Here is a 16,196-nt window from a genome sequence, read left to right as displayed (position 1 = left end):
CGACGGCGGCGCAAGGACCGTGATCGGCACCGGATACGCCACCACGACCGAGCGCCGATCCGTCCGTCCGTTGTTCGGCTTCTTCTTCCCGGTGCCGATCAATACCCGGCAGACCGCGACACCGCCTCCGGGTCGGCACTCACCACCGCCAGGCCCGACGGATCCGGCTCCCGCCCGCCAGGGCCAGCAACGCCCCGCCCGCCGCGGCGACTCCGGCCACCGCCAGGCTCTGGCGCTGGGCCCGGCGCCGGTCGGCGACGGCCGCCTGCGCGGAGGCCGCCAGGAACGCCCGCTCGACCCCGGCCGCGGCCAGCTCTCCGGCCGCCACCCGCCGTCTGAGCTGCTCCAACCGGACTCCCCGGTACAGCAGTTCCGGATCCCGGTCGGCGGCTGCCCAACCGCGCGCGGCGGCGGTGAGCCTGCGCTGCTCCCCCAGCGCCTCGCGGTCCTCCGCCAGCCATCCGCGCAGCCTGGGCCAGGCCTGCGGGAGCGCGTGGTGGGACAGCTCGACGGTGTCCCGGTCCACCACCACGAGCCGCGCCCGGACCAGCCGTTCGATCACCTCCGGGACGCCGGGGTCGTCGAACTCGGCCCGCCGGACCGGCTTCCGGGTGCCCTCGTCGCCGCCCGGCACCAGCTCGCCGCGGGGCGTCAGCCCGGTGCCCGGCGCCAAGCCGTCCCCCAGGGCGATCACCCCGTCGGCGGCATCGTCTCCGCCGGCGAGCAGCTCCCCGTCGAGCAACTCCCCGCCGAGCCGCAGGAACACCGCCCGCACCCGCGCCCGGTCGGCTGCCTCCAGCCCGTTGTACAGCGTCTCCGCCGTCCGGGCCAGCGCGCCCTCGAACCCCCCGGTGGCCTGGAATCCGGCCAGGGTGAGCGCGTTGCCGCTGCGCCGTCGCCAGGTCTCCAGCAGTGCCGCGGACAGCAGTGGGAGCGCGCCCGGCTGTTGCGCGGCGGTCGAGATGAGGACGGCCAGCAGGGCGCCCTCGACGGTACAGCCGGCCCGTAACGCCGGTTCGGTGATCGCCCGCCGCAACTCGTCCGGCGCCGGACGCCCCACCGACAGCACCCCGTGGCGCCCTGCTTCGGCCAGCCCCGGGTGCCCGGCGAACAGCGCCCCGCTCCGGTCCGAGCGGAGCACCAGCACCACCCGGCAGCGGGCCGGCGCCGCCACCGGCAGCTCGGCCAGGGCCTCGTCCGGACCGCCCGCGGCCGTCGCCACCAGCGCGTCCAGGAAGCGCGCCCGCTCGGCGGCGTCCCGACAGCGGGTGAGCAGCTGCTCGCCCTGGTCCACCACCAGTACCGGATCGCCGGCCGTCGCTCCGGACGCGCCGCGCCTCAGGTCCCCGGCTCGCTGCCCGAGCCGGGCGAGCGCGAGCGCGTACGCCTCCATCGGTCGTTCGCCCGGTGTCAGCAGCGCCACCGGGACACCGCTCCCGGTCGGGGCCCGCCCCGTCCCGTCCCCGAACCCGCCCCTCCCGGCGCCCGCACCCGCACCGGGGGTGGGCAGCCCGCCGATCCGGGCCAGCAGACCGGCTCTGACCAGCGAGGACTTGCCCGCCCCGGACGGTCCGGAGAGGACCACCAGCCGTCGCTGGGCCAGCAGGGCGACCAGCCGGTCCAGCAGCGCCTCGCGGCCGAAGAACCGCTCGGCGTCGGCCGCCTCGAACGCCGCCGAGCCGGGGTAGGGGGCCCGTCCGGCGTCCTGGGCGCGCCGCCGGGCGGTGGTGTCCGCGGCGAGTTCGGCGGCCAGCAGCTGCCAGCGGTGCCGCCACTCCCGTACGTCCCCGCCGCAGGCCTGGACGTAGGCGAGGGTGACGGCGAGGCTGGGCAGTCGGCGCCCGCCCGCGGCCACCGACAGGCTGGCCGCCGAGCAGTGCGCCCGGAGGGCGAGTTGGCGGTACGGCGGGCTTCCGGCGCGCTCCCGCAGGGCCCGTAGATCGCCCGCGAACCGGACCAGCGGCCCGTCCCCGGGGTCCAGAGGACTTTCCCGACGCGGCACGACATCCCCCTTCTTCGTTGAAGTGGTGTCCCGACACCCTTGAGTGCCTACGAGCCACACGCGGCGCACGTGGCTCGCGTGGCGTGTGTCCATCCCCCGGTGATTCATCATGCACAGCACAGTTGGCGTCAAACAATGGTGCGTACGGGTCGGTTGTTCCGAGTTGATGTTCAATGTCCAGCCGTGCGGCGCCGAACAAAGCCGGTGGGATAGAACCGGGACCCGCAGCCCTCGCTGACTTCGGAGACATCCATGAAGTTCACGCGGTACTGCCGTTCCCTCCTGTCCACACCCGCGATGGCGGTGGAGCGGTACACCAAGAGCCACCAGTCCGGGGCCGACATCGCCATGGTCGATCTGGAGGATTCGGTCCCACCCGCCCGGAAGGAGGAGGCCCGCCGGCTCGCCGAGGAGTTCTTCGCGCTGCCGTCCACCAAGCTGGCGCGCAGCGCGGTGCGCATCAACACCCTGTCCGGACCGGACGGTCTGCGCGACCTGATCGCCGTCACCCGGTACCGCGTCAAGCCGGACCTGGTGCTGATCCCGATGGTGGAGTCCCCCCGGGACATCGAGATCGCCGCCGGTGCGCTCGGCGCGGACTGCCCGCAGACGGAGTTCCTGGCCGTCGTGGAGACACCACTGGGCATCGATCACGCGCCCGCCATCGCGGCCGCCGGGCACCGGCTGCGCGGGCTGGTCTTCGGCTCGGCCGACTACGCCTTCGCGGTCGGCGCCCGGCTCTGCTGGGAGGCGCTGGCGCACGCCCGCGCCCGGGTGGTCAACAGCGCCCGCGGCGCGGGGGTGGAGGCGATGGACGCCCCGTTCTTCGAGGTCGCCGACCTCGCCGGGCTGCGCCGGGAGGCCGGGCTCGCGCGGGACTTCGGGTTCAGTGGCAAGATCGCCGTTCATCCGCGCCAACTCCCACTGATCAACGAGGCGTTCAGCCCGGACGAGGAGCTGCTGGCACGCGCCCGCCGGGTGGTCGCGGCAGGTCGGGAGAACGGCCGCTCGGTCACCGTGGTGGACGGGGTGATGGTCGGCATGCCGTTCTTCGAGGCCTCGCAGCGCCTGATCGAGCAGTTCGACCCGCCCCGGCCCGAGGAACCGCACGATCCACCGGGCCACGCGCCCACCGACACCGCCCCGAACCACGCGACGGAGGAGTGACCATGACCGAAGAATCCATCCTCGGCCCGCGCCGGTACCGCAACGCCGAGGCCATGCTGGCCACCGCCGACCCGGTCTGGCAGGCGGCCGCCGCCAACGGTCTGATCGGCATCACGGTGGACTCGGAGTCCAACAACCGGCTGATCGTCCGCGAGACCGGCCACGAGTTCGCCAACATGGTCTCCTGCGCGTACCTGGGCCTGAACAACCACCCCTCGGTCGCCGCTGCCGCAGTGGACGCGCTGACCGAGTCCCGCAGCACCTGGCTGGTCACCTCCACCACCCGGATCCGGCACAACCTGCTGGTGCGCCTGGAGGAGGAGCTCGGCGAGCAGTTCGGCGCCCACATCCTGCCTGGAGCGTCCTGCACCTCGCTCACCGCCGGCATCCTGCCGCTGATCGCTTCCGGGCACCTGGACGGCACCTGTCAGGGCGGCGGGCCCCGGGTGATGGTCTTCGACCGCTTCTGCCACTTCTGCATGGCGTACGTGAAGCCGATCTGCGCGGACGAGTCGCTGGTGCTGACCTGCCCGCACAACGACCTGAACTACCTCGAGGACATCTGCCGCACGTACCCGCGGGTCGCCTACGTGGCCGACGGCGCGTACTCGATGGGTGGCGCGGCGGCCCTCGACGGGCTGCTCGAACTCCAGGACCGCTACGGGCTGTTCCTCTACATCGACGACTCCCACTCGCTGTCCATCATGGGCGAGCGCGGCGAGGGCTTCGTCCGCTCCCGGCTGGAGATGAACCCGCTGACGGTCATCGTCGCGAGCCTCGGCAAGGGCTTCGGCACCGGCGGCGGCATCGCGATGCTGGGCAACCGCGAGCAGTTCGAGTTCCTGCACCGGCACGCCGGACCGGTCGGCTGGTCGCAGAACGTCGCGCTGCCGCTGGTCGGCGCCTCGCTGGGCAGCGCCGCCATCCACCGCTCCCCCGAACTCGCCGACCTGCAGGCCAGGTTGAACCGCAACATCGACCTCTTCGACGAGCTGCTGCCGACCACCTTCGCGGGCAACGGCCTGCCGGTGCGCCGGGTCGACGTCGGAGACGCCGAGCAAGCGGTCAAGCTGTCCGCCCAGCTCTTCGAGCGCGGCTTCTACAGCTCGGCGGTGTTCTTCCCGATCGTGCCCAAGGGTGAGGCCGGGCTCCGGCTGATGATGCGCGCCGACATGGACGAGCGGCTCATCCGCGAGTTCGCCGGCCACGTCAGGGAACTCACCGCGGAACTCTAGGACCCGCGGAACTCTAGGACTTGGGGGAATCCCGCATGCACGGAACCGAACCCGCCGGCTACCGGCGGATCGGCGAGCGCCGCTACCGCGAGGTGATCGGGCGCTACTACGAGGAGTTCGAGGTCGGCGAGGTGGTCGAGCACCGCCCCGGGCGAACCGTCACCGAGCTCGACAACGTGCTGATGAGCATGCTGAGCATGAACGACGCCCCGCTGCACATCGACGCCGCCTACAGCGCGCACACCCCCTGGGGGCGGCCGATCGTCTCCAGCCTGGTGACGCTCAGCATCGTCGGCGGGATGACCGCCCGCTCCACCAGTGGGCGCACCATCGCCAACCTGGGCTGGGAGAACATCCGGATGACCCACCCGGTGTTCACCGGCGACACCCTCTACGCGGAAACCGAGACCCTCGCCAAGCGGCTGTCCAAGAGCCGCGCCGGGCAGGGCATCGTGAGCTGCCGCACCACCGGGACGAAGTCCACCGGCGAGGTCGTGGTGGTGTTCGAACGCAGCTTCCTCGTCCCGCTGCGCGGCCACGGCCTGGACGAGGTCGCCGGGTACTGACCGGCTACCGGCCGCACCGGGCCCGGCGGTTCGCCGTCGGGCCCGGTGCGCACACCGCCGCTACTCGCGGCGGACGTCCACCAGTACCTTGCCCATGGTCTCCCGCGCGGCCAGCGCGCGGTGCGCCCCGGCCACCCCGGTCAACGGCACGGTCCGGTCGATCCGCGCCACCAGCCGCCGCCCGGCGGAGAGTTCGAACAGGCGCTCGGCGATGCCGGCGAACAGCAGCCGGTCCGCCAGGACGTGCTGCAGCCAGAAGCCCAGCAGCCCCGCCGAGCGGTCGGCCAGCTCGTCCACCGAGAAGCTCTCCTCCGCTCCGCCCCGAGCCCCGACCGACAACAGCCGCCCGAACGGCGCCAGTGCGGCCAGCCCGGCGCGCAGCACCCGACCGCCGACCAGGTCCACGAACAGGTCCACCCCGCCCGACTCCGCGAGCCGCTCGGCCAGGTCGGGATCCTCCGGGTCGAGGGCCCGGTCGGCACCCAGCGAGCACGCGTACTCCCGCTTCGCCGGGGTGGAGGCCAGGGCGAGCACCCGGCCCGCGCCCAACTCCCGTGCCAGCTGCACCGCCAGGTGTCCGACCCCGCCGGCGGCGGAGGTCACCACGACGCTCTCGCCCGGCCGCAGCCGCCCCGCCAGGGTGAGCGCACCGTAGGCCGTCGCGCCCTGCTCCAGCAGCGCGAGCGCCTGCTCGTCGTCCACGGCGTCGGGTACCTCCACCGTGTGCGCCGCCTCGGCGCACGCCACCCGGGCGTACCCGCCGCCGGCCCGCAGCAGCGCGGCGAGCCTCCGGCCGTCCCCGCGCCGGCGCCCGACCACGTCGGCGCCGAGCACCGCGGGCAGCGGGTAGCGCGCGTACGCGCCGGTGCGGCAGTGCAGGTCCGCGTAGTTGAGCCCGGCGAGGGTGACGTCGATCAGCACCTGCCCGGGGCCCGCCACCGGTTCCGGCACCGTCTCGGTGCGGAACTCCTCCGGCCCGCCGTAGCGATGGATCACCGCCGCGCGCATCCCGCTCACCGCCGCGGCCGGTCTCATCCGGCGAAGAGCGCGAGCAGCCGGGCCTCCAGGGCGCGGGCGTCCTCCGGGCTCTCCGCGATCACGCAGTACATCACCGAGCCGTCGGCGGGCGCGAAGTCGCAGCTGTACACCGCGCCGGTGCCGGTCTCCGGGTCGAAGGCGAGCCCGGCCGCTTCGATCGCCGCCACGGCCTGCGCGAAGGACGGCACCTTGAGCCCGGCGAGCTCCAGGAGGTGGCGCGAGCCGCGGTGCTCCTCGCGCAGCAGGCGCCCGAAGTACGCGTCGTGCAGGTGGCTGGAGCCGGTGAGCCGACCGTTGGTCTCGTGGAACCGGATCTCGCCCTTGGGGGTCAGCACGGCGTCCGCGCTGACCGTGCCGCGGTAGCCGATCGCCCGCAGCGACTCGCACAACCGGGCGCCGTGGGCGACGAGTTCGGCCAGGACCTCGGCGTCCGGGGTGACCGGCGGGGTGATCTCCCCGATCACCACCGGCCGCATGACCATCTCGCCGCAGCCGGCGAGCACCACCGCCGCGTCGTCGATGACGAACTGCGCGTACAGCGGCGCGGAGTCGGCGAAGTACAGCTCCACCACCACCCGTTGGCCGCGCCCGCCGGTCAGCCAGTCCCAGCGCCCGGCCACGTACGCGGCCACCGCCGCCCGGTCCGGCAGGGGTACGACCTGCTCGGCGCCGGCCGCCTCCACCCGCTCGTCCCGGGCGAGGATCTCGTTGCCGAAGCCGCCCGCCTGGTACTCGACCTTCACCATCACGCTGTGCCCCTGCGCCAGCAGGTGCTCGACGGCGGCCTCGACTTCGGCCGGCGAGCCGGCCACCCGCCCCGGCGGGATCGGCACCCCGGCGCCCGCGGCCAGCGCCCGGAACCCCGCCTTGCTGTTGACCAGGGCGTTGCCGCCCTGCGCGGCGAAGGCGTGCCCGGGCATGGCGTGCGCGAGGCCGAGCGCGTCCGCCAGCTCGGCCACCGCGCCGTTCGGCGAGATGGCCAGCACCTCCTCGACGGTGCGCCCGTCCAGGGTCCGGCGCAGCTCCGCGCGGAAGCCCGGGTCGACCAGCCGGTCGGTGGTGAGCACCTGGTCGCCCAGGGCGCCCGGCGGCGGGATGACGAAGGTCAGGCTTTCGGCCCGTACGCCGGTCAACCCGGTGACGTACGCCAGGTACTCCGGGTCGGGGCCCCAGGGCAGCACCAGGACGTCGCCGTCCTCGGCCCACCAGAGCATCCGCTGCGCCCCGCACCCGGCGAACCGCTCCTCCAGCGGCGTCATCCCGGTGAGGTCCCCGACCATCTCCTCGGTGCGGTTGTTCGCGATGCAGAGCGTCGTCATCTGGTGGACTCTCCCGGTGCTCGGCGCTGTTGCGGCTCTGGTCCCACGCACGGCACGGGTGTGGCGTGCGCTACCGGTCTAGCGCACCCGGGTTGTTCTGGTTCGGCACTCCGTCATTGAACAAAACGCCGAACAACCCGGAGGCAGGAGCCCCGACAGGGGCGGCACCGAACCGTCCTGATGCGTCGCCAGGTCTCGGTCGAGCTTGCGCAGGAAGTCGAGCTGTACGCGTGGGGGCGCGACGCCCGGCTCTGGGTGAGGTGGGGGGACATGCGGGGCTGTGCCGGTCCCGGATCGTAGGAGGGGTGGCACAGCGCGTCAATAGGTCTGGACCAATTTCGGCGACCGCCCGCCCGGCCGGAAGGAACGGCCGCCCCCGTCCATGACACCGAACGCCCGCCCCACCCCTTGACGGTGCGTCGGAAATCCGGAGAGCAGTCTCCTACTTGTCGCGCGTAGAAACGTTCTTCAGCCGTACGTCTGGCCGTTGCCCAGCCCGAACGGTAGGGATCTGGTGGTGCTGCTACAACCGCAGCGCCCGACCTTTCCCATCCGCGGTCACACCGCCGGGTCATGAGCCCGGACGGTGGTCAGGAGTAAGCCTCATGCGGAGCACCCCGAACACCCGGATCACCCCGAGAACGCCGCGAGTCCGGCGCCGGACCCTGGCGGCGGCCTCCGCCACCGCCGTGGTGGCGGCGCTGGTGGCGCTGCCCGCCGGCGTGGCGCAGGCGGTGTCGCCCGACATCGTGATCAGCCAGGTGTACGGCGGCGGCGGCAACTCCGGTGCCCCGTACACCAACGACTTCGTCGAGCTGTACAACCGGGGCACCGCACCGGTGTCCGTCACCGGCTGGACGGTGCAGTACGCCTCGGCCGGCGGCTCGAGCTGGTCGCGCACCACCCTCTCCGGGACGATCGCGCCCGGCCACTACTACCTCGTCCAGGAGGCCGCCGGCTCCGGTGCGGACGCCGCACTGCCGACGCCGGACGCCACCGGCACGCTCGCCCTGTCCGCGACCTCCGGCAAAGTCGCCCTCGTCACCAACGGCACCGCGCTGACCTGCAGTTCGGGCTGTGCGACCCAGCCCGGGGTGAAGGACTTCGTCGGCTACGGCAGCAGCGCGAGCTCCGCCGAGGGATCGCCGACCGGCAACCTGTCGAACACCGCCGCCGCCCTGCGAGCCGGCGGCGGCGCCACCGACACCGACAACAACGCCGCGGACTTCGCGGTCGCCGCGCCCACGCCGCGCAACTCCTCCTCCACGGGCGGGGGCGGCAACACCGGCGGCACCCGCATCCACGACGTCCAGGGCGCCGCCCGCACCTCCCCGCTGGCCGGCAGCGCGGTCAGCGCCGTGCCCGGCGTGGTCACGGCCGTCGGCCCCAGCGGCTTCTGGTACCAGGACCCGCAGCCCGACAACGACCCCGGCACCAGCGAGGGCGTCTACGTCTACACCGCCGGCGCGCCCTCGGTCGCGGTCGGCGACTCGGTCACGGTGAGCGCCACCGTCAGCCAGTTCCGCCCGGGCGGCACCGGCGGTACCACCAACCTGTCGATCACCGAACTGACCGCGCCCACCGTCACGGTGGTCGCCCACAACGCGCCGCTACCCCCCGCCACCCTGGTCGGCCCGGGCGGGCGGATACCCCCGTCCGCGGTCGTCTCCAGCGTCACCTCCGGCGACGTCGAGACCGTCGGGAACTTCCAACCCGCCACCGACGGCCTGGACTTCTGGGAGTCCCTGGAGGGAATGCGGGTCGAGATCGACAACGCCGCGGTGGTCGGACCGACCAACAAGTACGGCGAGGTCCCCGTCGTCCCGCAGGGCAGCACCACCCGCACCAACCGCGGCGGCATCCTGCTGCAGGCGAACGACGGCAACCCGGAGCGGGTCGTCCTCGGCAAGGCGCTCGCGCCCACCCCGACCGCCAACGTCGGCGACACCCTGACCGGCGCGACCGTCGGCGTACTCGACTACGCCTTCGGCAACTTCACCCTCCAGGTCACGGCGACCCCGGCGGTCACCTCCGGCGGCACCGCCCCCGAGGTCACCACCGCGCCGACGGCGGGCCAGCTCGCCGCGGCCACCTTCAACGTGGAGAACCTCGCCCCGTCCGACCCGCAGAGCAAGTTCGACGGCCTCGCCGCCGGCATCGTCACCAACCTGCGCGCGCCCGACCTGGTCGCCCTGGAGGAGATCCAGGACAACAGCGGCGCCACCGACGACGGCACGGTGAGCGCCACCCAGACCCTGGCCAAGCTCACCGCGGCCATCACCGCGGCCGGCGGCCCCTCCTACTCCTACCGCGAGATCGACCCGGTGGACGGCCAGGACGGCGGGCAGCCCGGCGGCAACATCCGCCAGGTGTTCCTGTTCCGCACCGACCGCGGCCTCTCCTTCACCGACCGCCCCGGCGCCGGATCCACCACCGCCGACTCCGTGGTGAACGCGGGCGGCACGCCCCAACTCGCCTACTCCCCCGGGCGGATCGACCCGACCAACACGGCGTTCGCCTCCAGCCGCAAGCCGCTCGCCGGTGAGTTCCGCTGGAACGGCAAGCCGGTCTTCGTGATCGCCAACCACTTCAACTCCAAGGGCGGCGACCAGCCCCTCTTCGGCCGCTACCAGCCGCCGGCCCACCCCTCGGAGAGCCAGCGCCACAACCAGGCGGCCGTGGTGAAGGACTTCACCGACCGGATCCTGGCCGTGAACCCGAACGCCTCGGTCATCGTCCTCGGCGACCTCAACGACTTCGAGTTCTCCCAGACCGCCGACATCCTCACCGCCGGCGGCTCGCTCACCGACCTGCCGCGCACCCTGCCGCTGCCCGAGCGCTACACCTACGTCTACGAGGGCAACTCGCAGGTGCTGGACCACATCCTGATCTCCGGCTCGCTGGCGGCCACGTCGTACAGCTACGACATCGTGCACATCAACAGCGAGTTCAGCACGCAACTCAGCGACCACGACCCGCAGGTGGTGCGCATCCCGCTGCCGTAGGCCACGAGACAACGACCGGGGGACCGACGGGTTGTCATGACTGAAACACCGTCCGACGGGGCATACCATCCATAGCCCACCGACGGGCCCGGCTGAAGCTCCCCCACGAGCGCAACCGGGCCCTTGGCCGGCGACCGGGCCTGGGCGTGACTCCCCCCACGGAGTGGCGTCCAGGCCCGCCTGTTGTTTCACCAGCGACACGCAGCGTACATGTCATATCCACGTATCGCTACCGCGCGGCACCGGATACTCCACACCCGGCACCGGGCCGCCGCGACGAGGCACGGGCCCCGGGGTGGTCCCGCGTCAGGCGACGTTCAGGGTGAGCTCCGCGGTGTGCAGCCGGCCGGCCGTCTGGAACTGCAGGAACACCCGCCAGTTCCCGGGCTCGGCGAGCAGGGCGTAGAACGTCAGCGTCGGTCCGCCGTGGTCCCCGGCCGCCGTGGCTGCCGTGGCCGCCGCGTCCATCGGGTGGAGGTGGGCCAGCGCCTGGTCGCCCTCGTGGAAGGCGGTGAGGTGGGCGTAGCTGTCCAGGTAGGGCTGAAGGTCGGTGACCGGTTGGCCGTCCTTGCTGATGGTGGCGGTGAGTTGGTGGGCACCGGCCTTGGGCTCGCTGCGGAGGGCGACGGTGTAGCCGTCGACGGTGGTGCTGCCGACCGGGGCGGGCAGCGGCTGCGCGGCGGCGTCCCCGGGCACCGTCACGGTGCGGCTGAGGACGAGCTCCGTGGACCGGTGGGGGCTGGAGTTCGGCAGGAACGAGGCGTACAGCCGCCAGTTGCCCGGGGCGAGGGCTGACAGGTCGGCGGTCCAGGTGCCGTCCTCGGCCATCGCCGGGTGGAGGTGCTGGAAGCCCGTGAGGTCGGCGCGGATCGCGTAGAAGTGCAGCTTCTTGGTCTGGTGGACGGCGAAGTCGGTCACTCTCCTGCCGTCCGGACCGGTGACGGCGAACGAGTAGCCGACCGCCTGCCCGGACGGCAGTTCCGCCGCCGCGGCCTCCAGGCGGTAGCCGTCCTTCTCGGCGTCGAGGCCCCGGGCCACCGCGGGCAGGTCCGCCGTCCCCGGCATCCCTGGCATCCCTGGCATTCCCTGCATGCTTTGCGCGCCCGGCGGCGCGGCACCGGGCGTCGTCGTCGCCATCGCGCCGTGGCCCGCCCCCGGGGTTCGCGAGCCGCACGAGACGAGCCCGAGCAGCAGCAGGACTGGCACGCAGGACGCCAGCACCCAGCCACGGGAGAGGGAACGAGGGGAAGCGGACACCGGCGGGGGCCTTTCCGTACGAGCGCGCCGGGACGGGCGCGCGCAGAGCGGGACACGGTGGCCGGGCCCGGTCACAGCCGACGCGGGATCACCGCCGACGGCCGGAACCCCGCAAGGCATCCGAACCCCGCCGTACAGGAGACCGCCGACCGTCGCCGCGATAACCGAAAAGTCGGGTCCGGCCTCCCCGCACCCGACGGCACCCCGTATGGCCGCGCTCCTCGTGCCCGCGGTGGGCCGGGCTGGTCAGCTGGGAAGCGACCAACGTCGGTCCATCGGAAGCGAGGTCCAGCATGGCCATCATCGTGGTGTTCGACATCCCGGGCGGTACCCAGGCCCAGTACGAGGCGGTCACCGACAGGATGACCGGGGGGCGCGGCGGCGTGAAGTCGCCCGCGGACTGGCCGGTCCCCGGCCTGATCTCCCACTGCGCCGGCCCCACCCCGGGCGGCTGGCACGTGACGGACGTCTGGGAGTCCGAGGACGCGTTCCGCCGGTTCGTGGAGAAGCTCGCGCCGCTGATGCGGGAGGCCGGGATGCCCGAGAGCGAGCCCAGGATCTACGAGGCGTTCAACGTCGTGACCTCCTGAGCTCCGCACGCCGACCGCGCGATCACCCCCTGTCGGCCGACGGTCGGTCGAGCCGCCGCCGCCCCGGCTACGCGTGTGCCGCGGCGGCGGCTGCCGCGAGCGCGGCGACCTGGGGCTTGCGGATGTCGGAGTGCGCGCCCGAGAACGGCTCGCCGTCCACGTGGTTGATGACGGCGGCGGCGTTGACCCGGTAGAAGGTGCCGGGTGCGAAGGCGTAGTCGGTGCCGCCGTCGGCCGGCATCACCCGGTCCTCGGCCGGTGCCACGGCCTGGTACCCGTCCGCGCCCATGCCGTCCCAGCGTCCGGCGGCGTCAGCCTCGGAGTCCTGGCGGGCGAGGAACGAGGCCTTCGGGTACCACACGCCGACCGCCCAGTCGTGGACACTGTGGGTGGAGACGAGCGGGCCGCGCACCCGGTCCACGAAGGTGTTCAGCGCACCCGCGCTGCCGAAGGGGTTGTCCTGGGCGTGGGCGAAGGACCAGTGCGAGAACGCCCCCTGGATCAGCAGCAGCGAGGTGACCGGGCTGTCGGCGGGCGTGCCGACGCCGGCCAGGGCGAAGGAGACCAGCCGGGCACCGAAGCTGTGGCCGAGCAGGTGCACCCGCAGACCGGGCGCGCGGCCGTGCAGGGTGGCGAGCAGCGGCCCCAGGCCGTCCCGGCCGATGTCGCCGGCCCGAGCCTTCATGATCGAGAAGGAGAGCACCCGCAACGCGTCCTTCGCTCCGTTCACGGCGTTCCGGAACCAGTCGCCGATGCCCTGTGCGGAGGAGCCGGGCGGCACGCTGCCGAAGGCCTCGGCGGCGGCCTGGTACGCCGTCCTGGGATCGGCGGCCAGCAGCAGCGCGGTCTCGCCCGAGTCCTCGAACTCGCCGCCGGGCGCGGGCGGCGGCACCAGGGACTGCATCAACTCGTGGATCCGCAGCAGGCGTTGCTCCTTGTCCGGATCGGTCTCGCCCGCGCCGACCGCCGCCTCCCCCTCGTCGATGAGCCGACCGAGCTCCGCCACCGTCCGCTGCTGCGCCGGGTCGGCGAAGCCCTTGCCGAGCGACGCGGCGATGTCCGCCCCGGAGACGGCCGCCGTTCCGGCGCTGAGGTCCACCACCGCACCATCCCCCGCCTGCGGCGCGGCTGCCGCCGGCGGCGGGGTCGCCGGGGTGGGCGGGAACCAGAGCGAGGGCCAGTAGACCCCGGCGAACCCCACCGTGCCGAGGTTCGCCGCCGCGCTCCCGGCCTCCCGGATCAGCGGGAACATCGTGTCGTAGAGCTCGCGGGCGGCCTGGTCGGCCGTGCCCCAGCCGTGGCTGAACACGAACAGGTCCTGCACCCCCTCGGCCGTCACCTCGTCGAGGAAGTCGTTCGCCGCCGGTGCGGTCAGCACCCCCTTCTCGTCGAAGGTGAGGTCCCACACGGGCTCGTTGGTCGGCAGTCGCCTCATCGCACTTGACCTTTCGGGTGGCCGTCCGTTCGTCGGTTCGTCGGTCCGCCAATCGGGTCGTCCGGCAGTCCGGCAGTCCGGCAGCCCCTCAGACGTTCGCCAGCATCCGCATCAGGTCCACCAGGCCCGCCCCCTGCGCGTACCGCTCCCGGCCGAGGTCGGTGGCAGAGGCGGTCAGCAGGGTCTTGACCTGCCGGGGTCGGCCGATGAACTCCGGGCGGGCGGAGAGGAAGGCGGCGATCACGCCGGAGACGTGCGGCGCCGCCATCGAGGTGCCGGACTGCTCGGCGTACGTCAGCAGGCTCTCCGGCAGCGGGTCCCCCGGGGCCGGAGTCAGCCCGGCGGTGGCCCGGACGTTGCCGCTGGCCGCCGAGGCGATCCACTCGCCGGGCGCCACGACGTCGGGTTTCATCCGCCCGTCGAGCGTCGGGCCCTTTCCCGAGGTCCAGGTGACGCCGAACGCGTGCGGCGCGTCCCGGTGGGTGGAGCCGACCGCGATGCAGTCCTCGCTGTGTGCCGGTTCGGTGATCGAGCCCATGATGGCGGAGGTGCTGGCGGTGTCCCGGGGCGCGCTGCGGGCACCGAAGTTGCCGGCGGAGACCACCACGACCACGCCGGAGGCGACCACTTGGCCCACGGCCTGGCAGAGCGGCGACTGGCCCGCGGCGTACTGGTCGGGCCTCCACTCGCAGCCGAGGCTCATGTTGACGCCGTGCACGCGCAGCACCGCCGGATCCACGTTGACCTCGGTCCGCAGATAGGTCAGCGCGCGGATGACCGCGCTGGAGGAGGTCACGTAGGTGCCCTGGCGGCTGAGCCGCATGACCTTGATGCTCACCAGCTCGCAGGCGGGCGCCATCCCGGACAGCCGGTCCGCGCCCGCCCTGGCGACGAATCCGCCGTCCCCGGGCTCGTCCGGCGTCGCCACCCGCGGCGTCATACCGTCCGGGGTGCAACCCGCGATGATGCCGGCGACGTGCGTGCCGTGCCCGCTGTCGTCGACGAGCGGCGACGCCGGGTTCCGGTCCGCCGCCCCGGCGGGCGGCTGCGCCGCGGGGTCGTCCGGGTTCACCAGGAAGCTGAAGTCGCGGTGCAGCCGGCTGGTCCGCCCCTGCGGCAGCTCCTCGCCCCGGCCCTCGGCGGCGAGCTCCAGCCCGGAGAAGTGCGGGTGGGTCGCGTCGATGCCGCTGTCGATGACCGCCCACACGATCCCGCTGCCGCGCGCGTCGTAGGCGCGCCAGGCGGCGTTGGCCTTCACGGTGGGTGCCGAGCGGTCGATCTGCGGGTGCAGCGGGTAGTCCGGCCACACCCGGAAGACGGTCGGCGGCCGCCCGCTCCGGGCGGCGGACCGGCGGTCGTCCTCCACCAGCTCGCGGAGGTCCTCGCGGGAGAGGACGGTCTGGTACAGCTTCGGTGCGACCAGTGCGAGCCCCTGCGGCACCTCGGGCTGCACGTGGCTCCCCGAGGTGACCTCCTCCGGCCACCACCCGCCGGACCGTCCCGCGTAGCGCCCCCACAGCGCGTAGAACTCGTCGCGGACCACCTCCAGCCCGCCGGGGTAGCGCAGGTTCAGCTCGATCAGCATCGGCACCTGCCGGTCCGCGTCGGCCGTCTCGGCCGCCCGGAGCGCGATCCCGGGCCGGGACGGGCCGGACGGGGGCTGGTCGGACGGGGGCTGGTCGGACGGGGGCTGGTCGGACGGGGGCATGTTGAGGTCGCCCACGATGGGCGACCGGAAGGGGCTCTCGGGCTCGTACGCCATGACCGTTCCCGTCTCCTCGGCGACTTCGCGGCGGGTGCGCGCCGGACCGCGCTACAGTCCGCTCGGCCAGGTGTAGCTGCTCGGCACCGAAACGGCGGCGTTCTCGGCGGCGGTCCCGTAGACCAGGGCGATCTCGTCGTGGTCGTGCAGCAGGATCGCGGCCGGGTCGCCGTCGACCTGCTTGCCGTTGAGGTACGTCTTCAGCGTGTGGGTGTCGTCGGTCTTCAGGCCGCCGAGGTGGTCGGCGGAGGCGGAGACCTGCCATTCGGTGAGGAACTGCCCGAGGCTGAAGTCGGCGTGCACCGGCGACTCGACGTGGATGATGCCGCTGGTGTCGTGGCTGTGCAGCGGGCTGATCTTCTGCGCGCTCTCGTCCACGCCGATCAGCGCGGGCACCACGACGGGCTTGCCGTCCGCCAGGACGTCCAGGTGGGTGTGGATGTGCAGCGCCGTGCCCTCCGTGCCGAGCATCGGCAGCCCGGCCGCCGCCACGGCGGCCGCGACGTCGCTCGGCGCGTCCCACGGCGGCGGGGTGGTGCGGCCCTCGGCCGTGGTCCGTGGCATCGCCGGGATGCCGTGGGAGGAACCGGGCGAGCCCTGGTTCGTCGCGATCACGGTGGCGATCCCCCCGACCACCGCCAGCGCGACCAGGCCGATCGCGCCGCGCACCAGCAGCCGCCGGCGCCGCTCCCGGCGGGCCGCCTCCGCCCGCATCGCCGCGGTGTGGGCCCGACGCTCGTCCGGGCCCGGCTTCCGCCCCGGGTTCCGCTCAGACATCCGTACGGACCTCCTCGCGCGCGGCGGTGCCGCTCGGCACCGC

General features: G+C 73.5%; 12 protein-coding genes. 5 read left to right on the top strand and 7 right to left on the bottom strand.

All coding sequences use genetic code 11. The annotated features are described in order from the left end of the window. Positions 1-139: 139 nt before the first annotated feature. Positions 140-2,002 (bottom strand): nSTAND1 domain-containing NTPase, encoded by a 1,863-nt coding sequence (locus tag ACZ3TI_RS31245; protein ID WP_465732120.1) that lies wholly within the window; start codon positions 2,000-2,002, stop codon positions 140-142. A gap of 252 nt (positions 2,003-2,254) precedes the next feature. Here ACZ3TI_RS31245 and ACZ3TI_RS31240 point away from each other — a divergent pair, with 252 nt between their 5' ends. From ACZ3TI_RS31240 to ACZ3TI_RS31230, 3 genes are read left to right on the top strand one after another with little or no spacing between them, the layout of a single operon-like run. Next, positions 2,255-3,169 (top strand): HpcH/HpaI aldolase/citrate lyase family protein, encoded by a 915-nt coding sequence (locus ACZ3TI_RS31240; protein ID WP_465732118.1) that lies wholly within the window; start codon positions 2,255-2,257, stop codon positions 3,167-3,169. 2 nt (positions 3,170-3,171) lie between these two features. Further along, positions 3,172-4,404, top strand: coding sequence for an aminotransferase class I/II-fold pyridoxal phosphate-dependent enzyme (locus ACZ3TI_RS31235; RefSeq protein ID WP_465732116.1), 1,233 nt, complete (start codon positions 3,172-3,174; stop codon positions 4,402-4,404). Positions 4,405-4,439: 35 nt separating this feature from the next. Beyond that, complete coding sequence (locus ACZ3TI_RS31230; RefSeq protein ID WP_465732114.1) at positions 4,440-4,970, top strand: MaoC family dehydratase; 531 nt, start codon at positions 4,440-4,442, stop codon at positions 4,968-4,970. Between the two features lie 60 nt (positions 4,971-5,030). Here ACZ3TI_RS31230 and ACZ3TI_RS31225 read toward each other — a convergent pair whose 3' ends face one another. After that, complete coding sequence (locus ACZ3TI_RS31225; protein WP_465732112.1) at positions 5,031-6,005, bottom strand: quinone oxidoreductase family protein; 975 nt, start codon at positions 6,003-6,005, stop codon at positions 5,031-5,033. After that, positions 6,002-7,327 carry a preATP grasp domain-containing protein gene (locus tag ACZ3TI_RS31220; RefSeq protein ID WP_465732110.1) on the bottom strand — a complete coding sequence of 442 codons (1,326 nt, stop codon included), beginning with the start codon at positions 7,325-7,327 and terminating at the stop codon, positions 6,002-6,004. The genes ACZ3TI_RS31225 and ACZ3TI_RS31220 overlap by 4 nt, the downstream gene beginning before the upstream one ends. A 605-nt stretch (positions 7,328-7,932) precedes the next feature. Here ACZ3TI_RS31220 and ACZ3TI_RS31215 point away from each other — a divergent pair. Beyond that, positions 7,933-10,332: a lamin tail domain-containing protein gene (locus ACZ3TI_RS31215; protein ID WP_465732108.1), complete on the top strand. Its 2,400-nt coding sequence runs from the start codon at positions 7,933-7,935 to the stop codon at positions 10,330-10,332. 306 nt (positions 10,333-10,638) lie between these two features. On the opposite strand, the gene ACZ3TI_RS31210 is transcribed toward ACZ3TI_RS31215, so the two are convergent. Next, entirely contained in the window at positions 10,639-11,406 is a 768-nt protein-coding gene (locus ACZ3TI_RS31210) for a hypothetical protein (protein ID WP_465732106.1), read from the bottom strand. Between the two features lie 476 nt (positions 11,407-11,882). Here ACZ3TI_RS31210 and ACZ3TI_RS31205 point away from each other — a divergent pair, with 476 nt between their 5' ends. After that, on the top strand, positions 11,883-12,179 hold the full coding sequence (locus tag ACZ3TI_RS31205) for an antibiotic biosynthesis monooxygenase family protein (RefSeq protein ID WP_465732104.1): 297 nt from the start codon (positions 11,883-11,885) through the stop codon (positions 12,177-12,179). Between the two features lie 67 nt (positions 12,180-12,246). Here ACZ3TI_RS31205 and ACZ3TI_RS31200 read toward each other — a convergent pair whose 3' ends face one another. The 3 genes from ACZ3TI_RS31200 to ACZ3TI_RS31190 all read right to left on the bottom strand — a co-directional run bounded on the left by ACZ3TI_RS31200 (position 12,247) and on the right by ACZ3TI_RS31190 (position 16,153). Continuing rightward, positions 12,247-13,614, bottom strand: coding sequence for a hypothetical protein (locus ACZ3TI_RS31200; protein ID WP_465732102.1), 1,368 nt, complete (start codon positions 13,612-13,614; stop codon positions 12,247-12,249). Positions 13,615-13,702: 88 nt separating this feature from the next. Next, complete coding sequence (locus ACZ3TI_RS31195) at positions 13,703-15,376, bottom strand: S8 family serine peptidase (RefSeq protein WP_465732100.1); 1,674 nt, start codon at positions 15,374-15,376, stop codon at positions 13,703-13,705. A gap of 51 nt (positions 15,377-15,427) precedes the next feature. Further along, positions 15,428-16,153 carry a hypothetical protein gene (locus ACZ3TI_RS31190; protein ID WP_465732098.1) on the bottom strand — a complete coding sequence of 242 codons (726 nt, stop codon included), beginning with the start codon at positions 16,151-16,153 and terminating at the stop codon, positions 15,428-15,430. Positions 16,154-16,196: the final 43 nt, after the last annotated feature.

The organism is Kitasatospora sp. NPDC023120 (genome assembly GCF_055560835.1).
The sequence above is the reverse complement of the archived record's forward strand: the minus strand, read 5'-3'. Positions and strand labels throughout refer to the sequence as shown.

Excerpts from the sequence above, each read along its gene's own strand:
- ACZ3TI_RS31235 (WP_465732116.1), top strand. The coding sequence starts at position 3,172 with ATGACCGAAGAATCCATCCTCGGCCCGCGCCGGTACCGCAACGCCGAG.
- ACZ3TI_RS31215 (WP_465732108.1), top strand. The coding sequence starts at position 7,933 with ATGCGGAGCACCCCGAACACCCGGATCACCCCGAGAACGCCGCGAGTC.
- ACZ3TI_RS31200 (WP_465732102.1), bottom strand. The coding sequence starts at position 13,614 with ATGAGGCGACTGCCGACCAACGAGCCCGTGTGGGACCTCACCTTCGAC.
- ACZ3TI_RS31190 (WP_465732098.1), bottom strand. The coding sequence starts at position 16,153 with ATGTCTGAGCGGAACCCGGGGCGGAAGCCGGGCCCGGACGAGCGTCGG.
- ACZ3TI_RS31220 (WP_465732110.1), bottom strand. The coding sequence starts at position 7,327 with ATGACGACGCTCTGCATCGCGAACAACCGCACCGAGGAGATGGTCGGG.
- ACZ3TI_RS31240 (WP_465732118.1), top strand. The coding sequence starts at position 2,255 with ATGAAGTTCACGCGGTACTGCCGTTCCCTCCTGTCCACACCCGCGATG.
- ACZ3TI_RS31195 (WP_465732100.1), bottom strand. The coding sequence starts at position 15,376 with ATGGCGTACGAGCCCGAGAGCCCCTTCCGGTCGCCCATCGTGGGCGAC.
- ACZ3TI_RS31205 (WP_465732104.1), top strand. The coding sequence starts at position 11,883 with ATGGCCATCATCGTGGTGTTCGACATCCCGGGCGGTACCCAGGCCCAG.
- ACZ3TI_RS31225 (WP_465732112.1), bottom strand. The coding sequence starts at position 6,005 with ATGAGACCGGCCGCGGCGGTGAGCGGGATGCGCGCGGCGGTGATCCAT.
- ACZ3TI_RS31230 (WP_465732114.1), top strand. The coding sequence starts at position 4,440 with ATGCACGGAACCGAACCCGCCGGCTACCGGCGGATCGGCGAGCGCCGC.
- ACZ3TI_RS31210 (WP_465732106.1), bottom strand. The coding sequence starts at position 11,406 with ATGCCAGGGATGCCGGGGACGGCGGACCTGCCCGCGGTGGCCCGGGGC.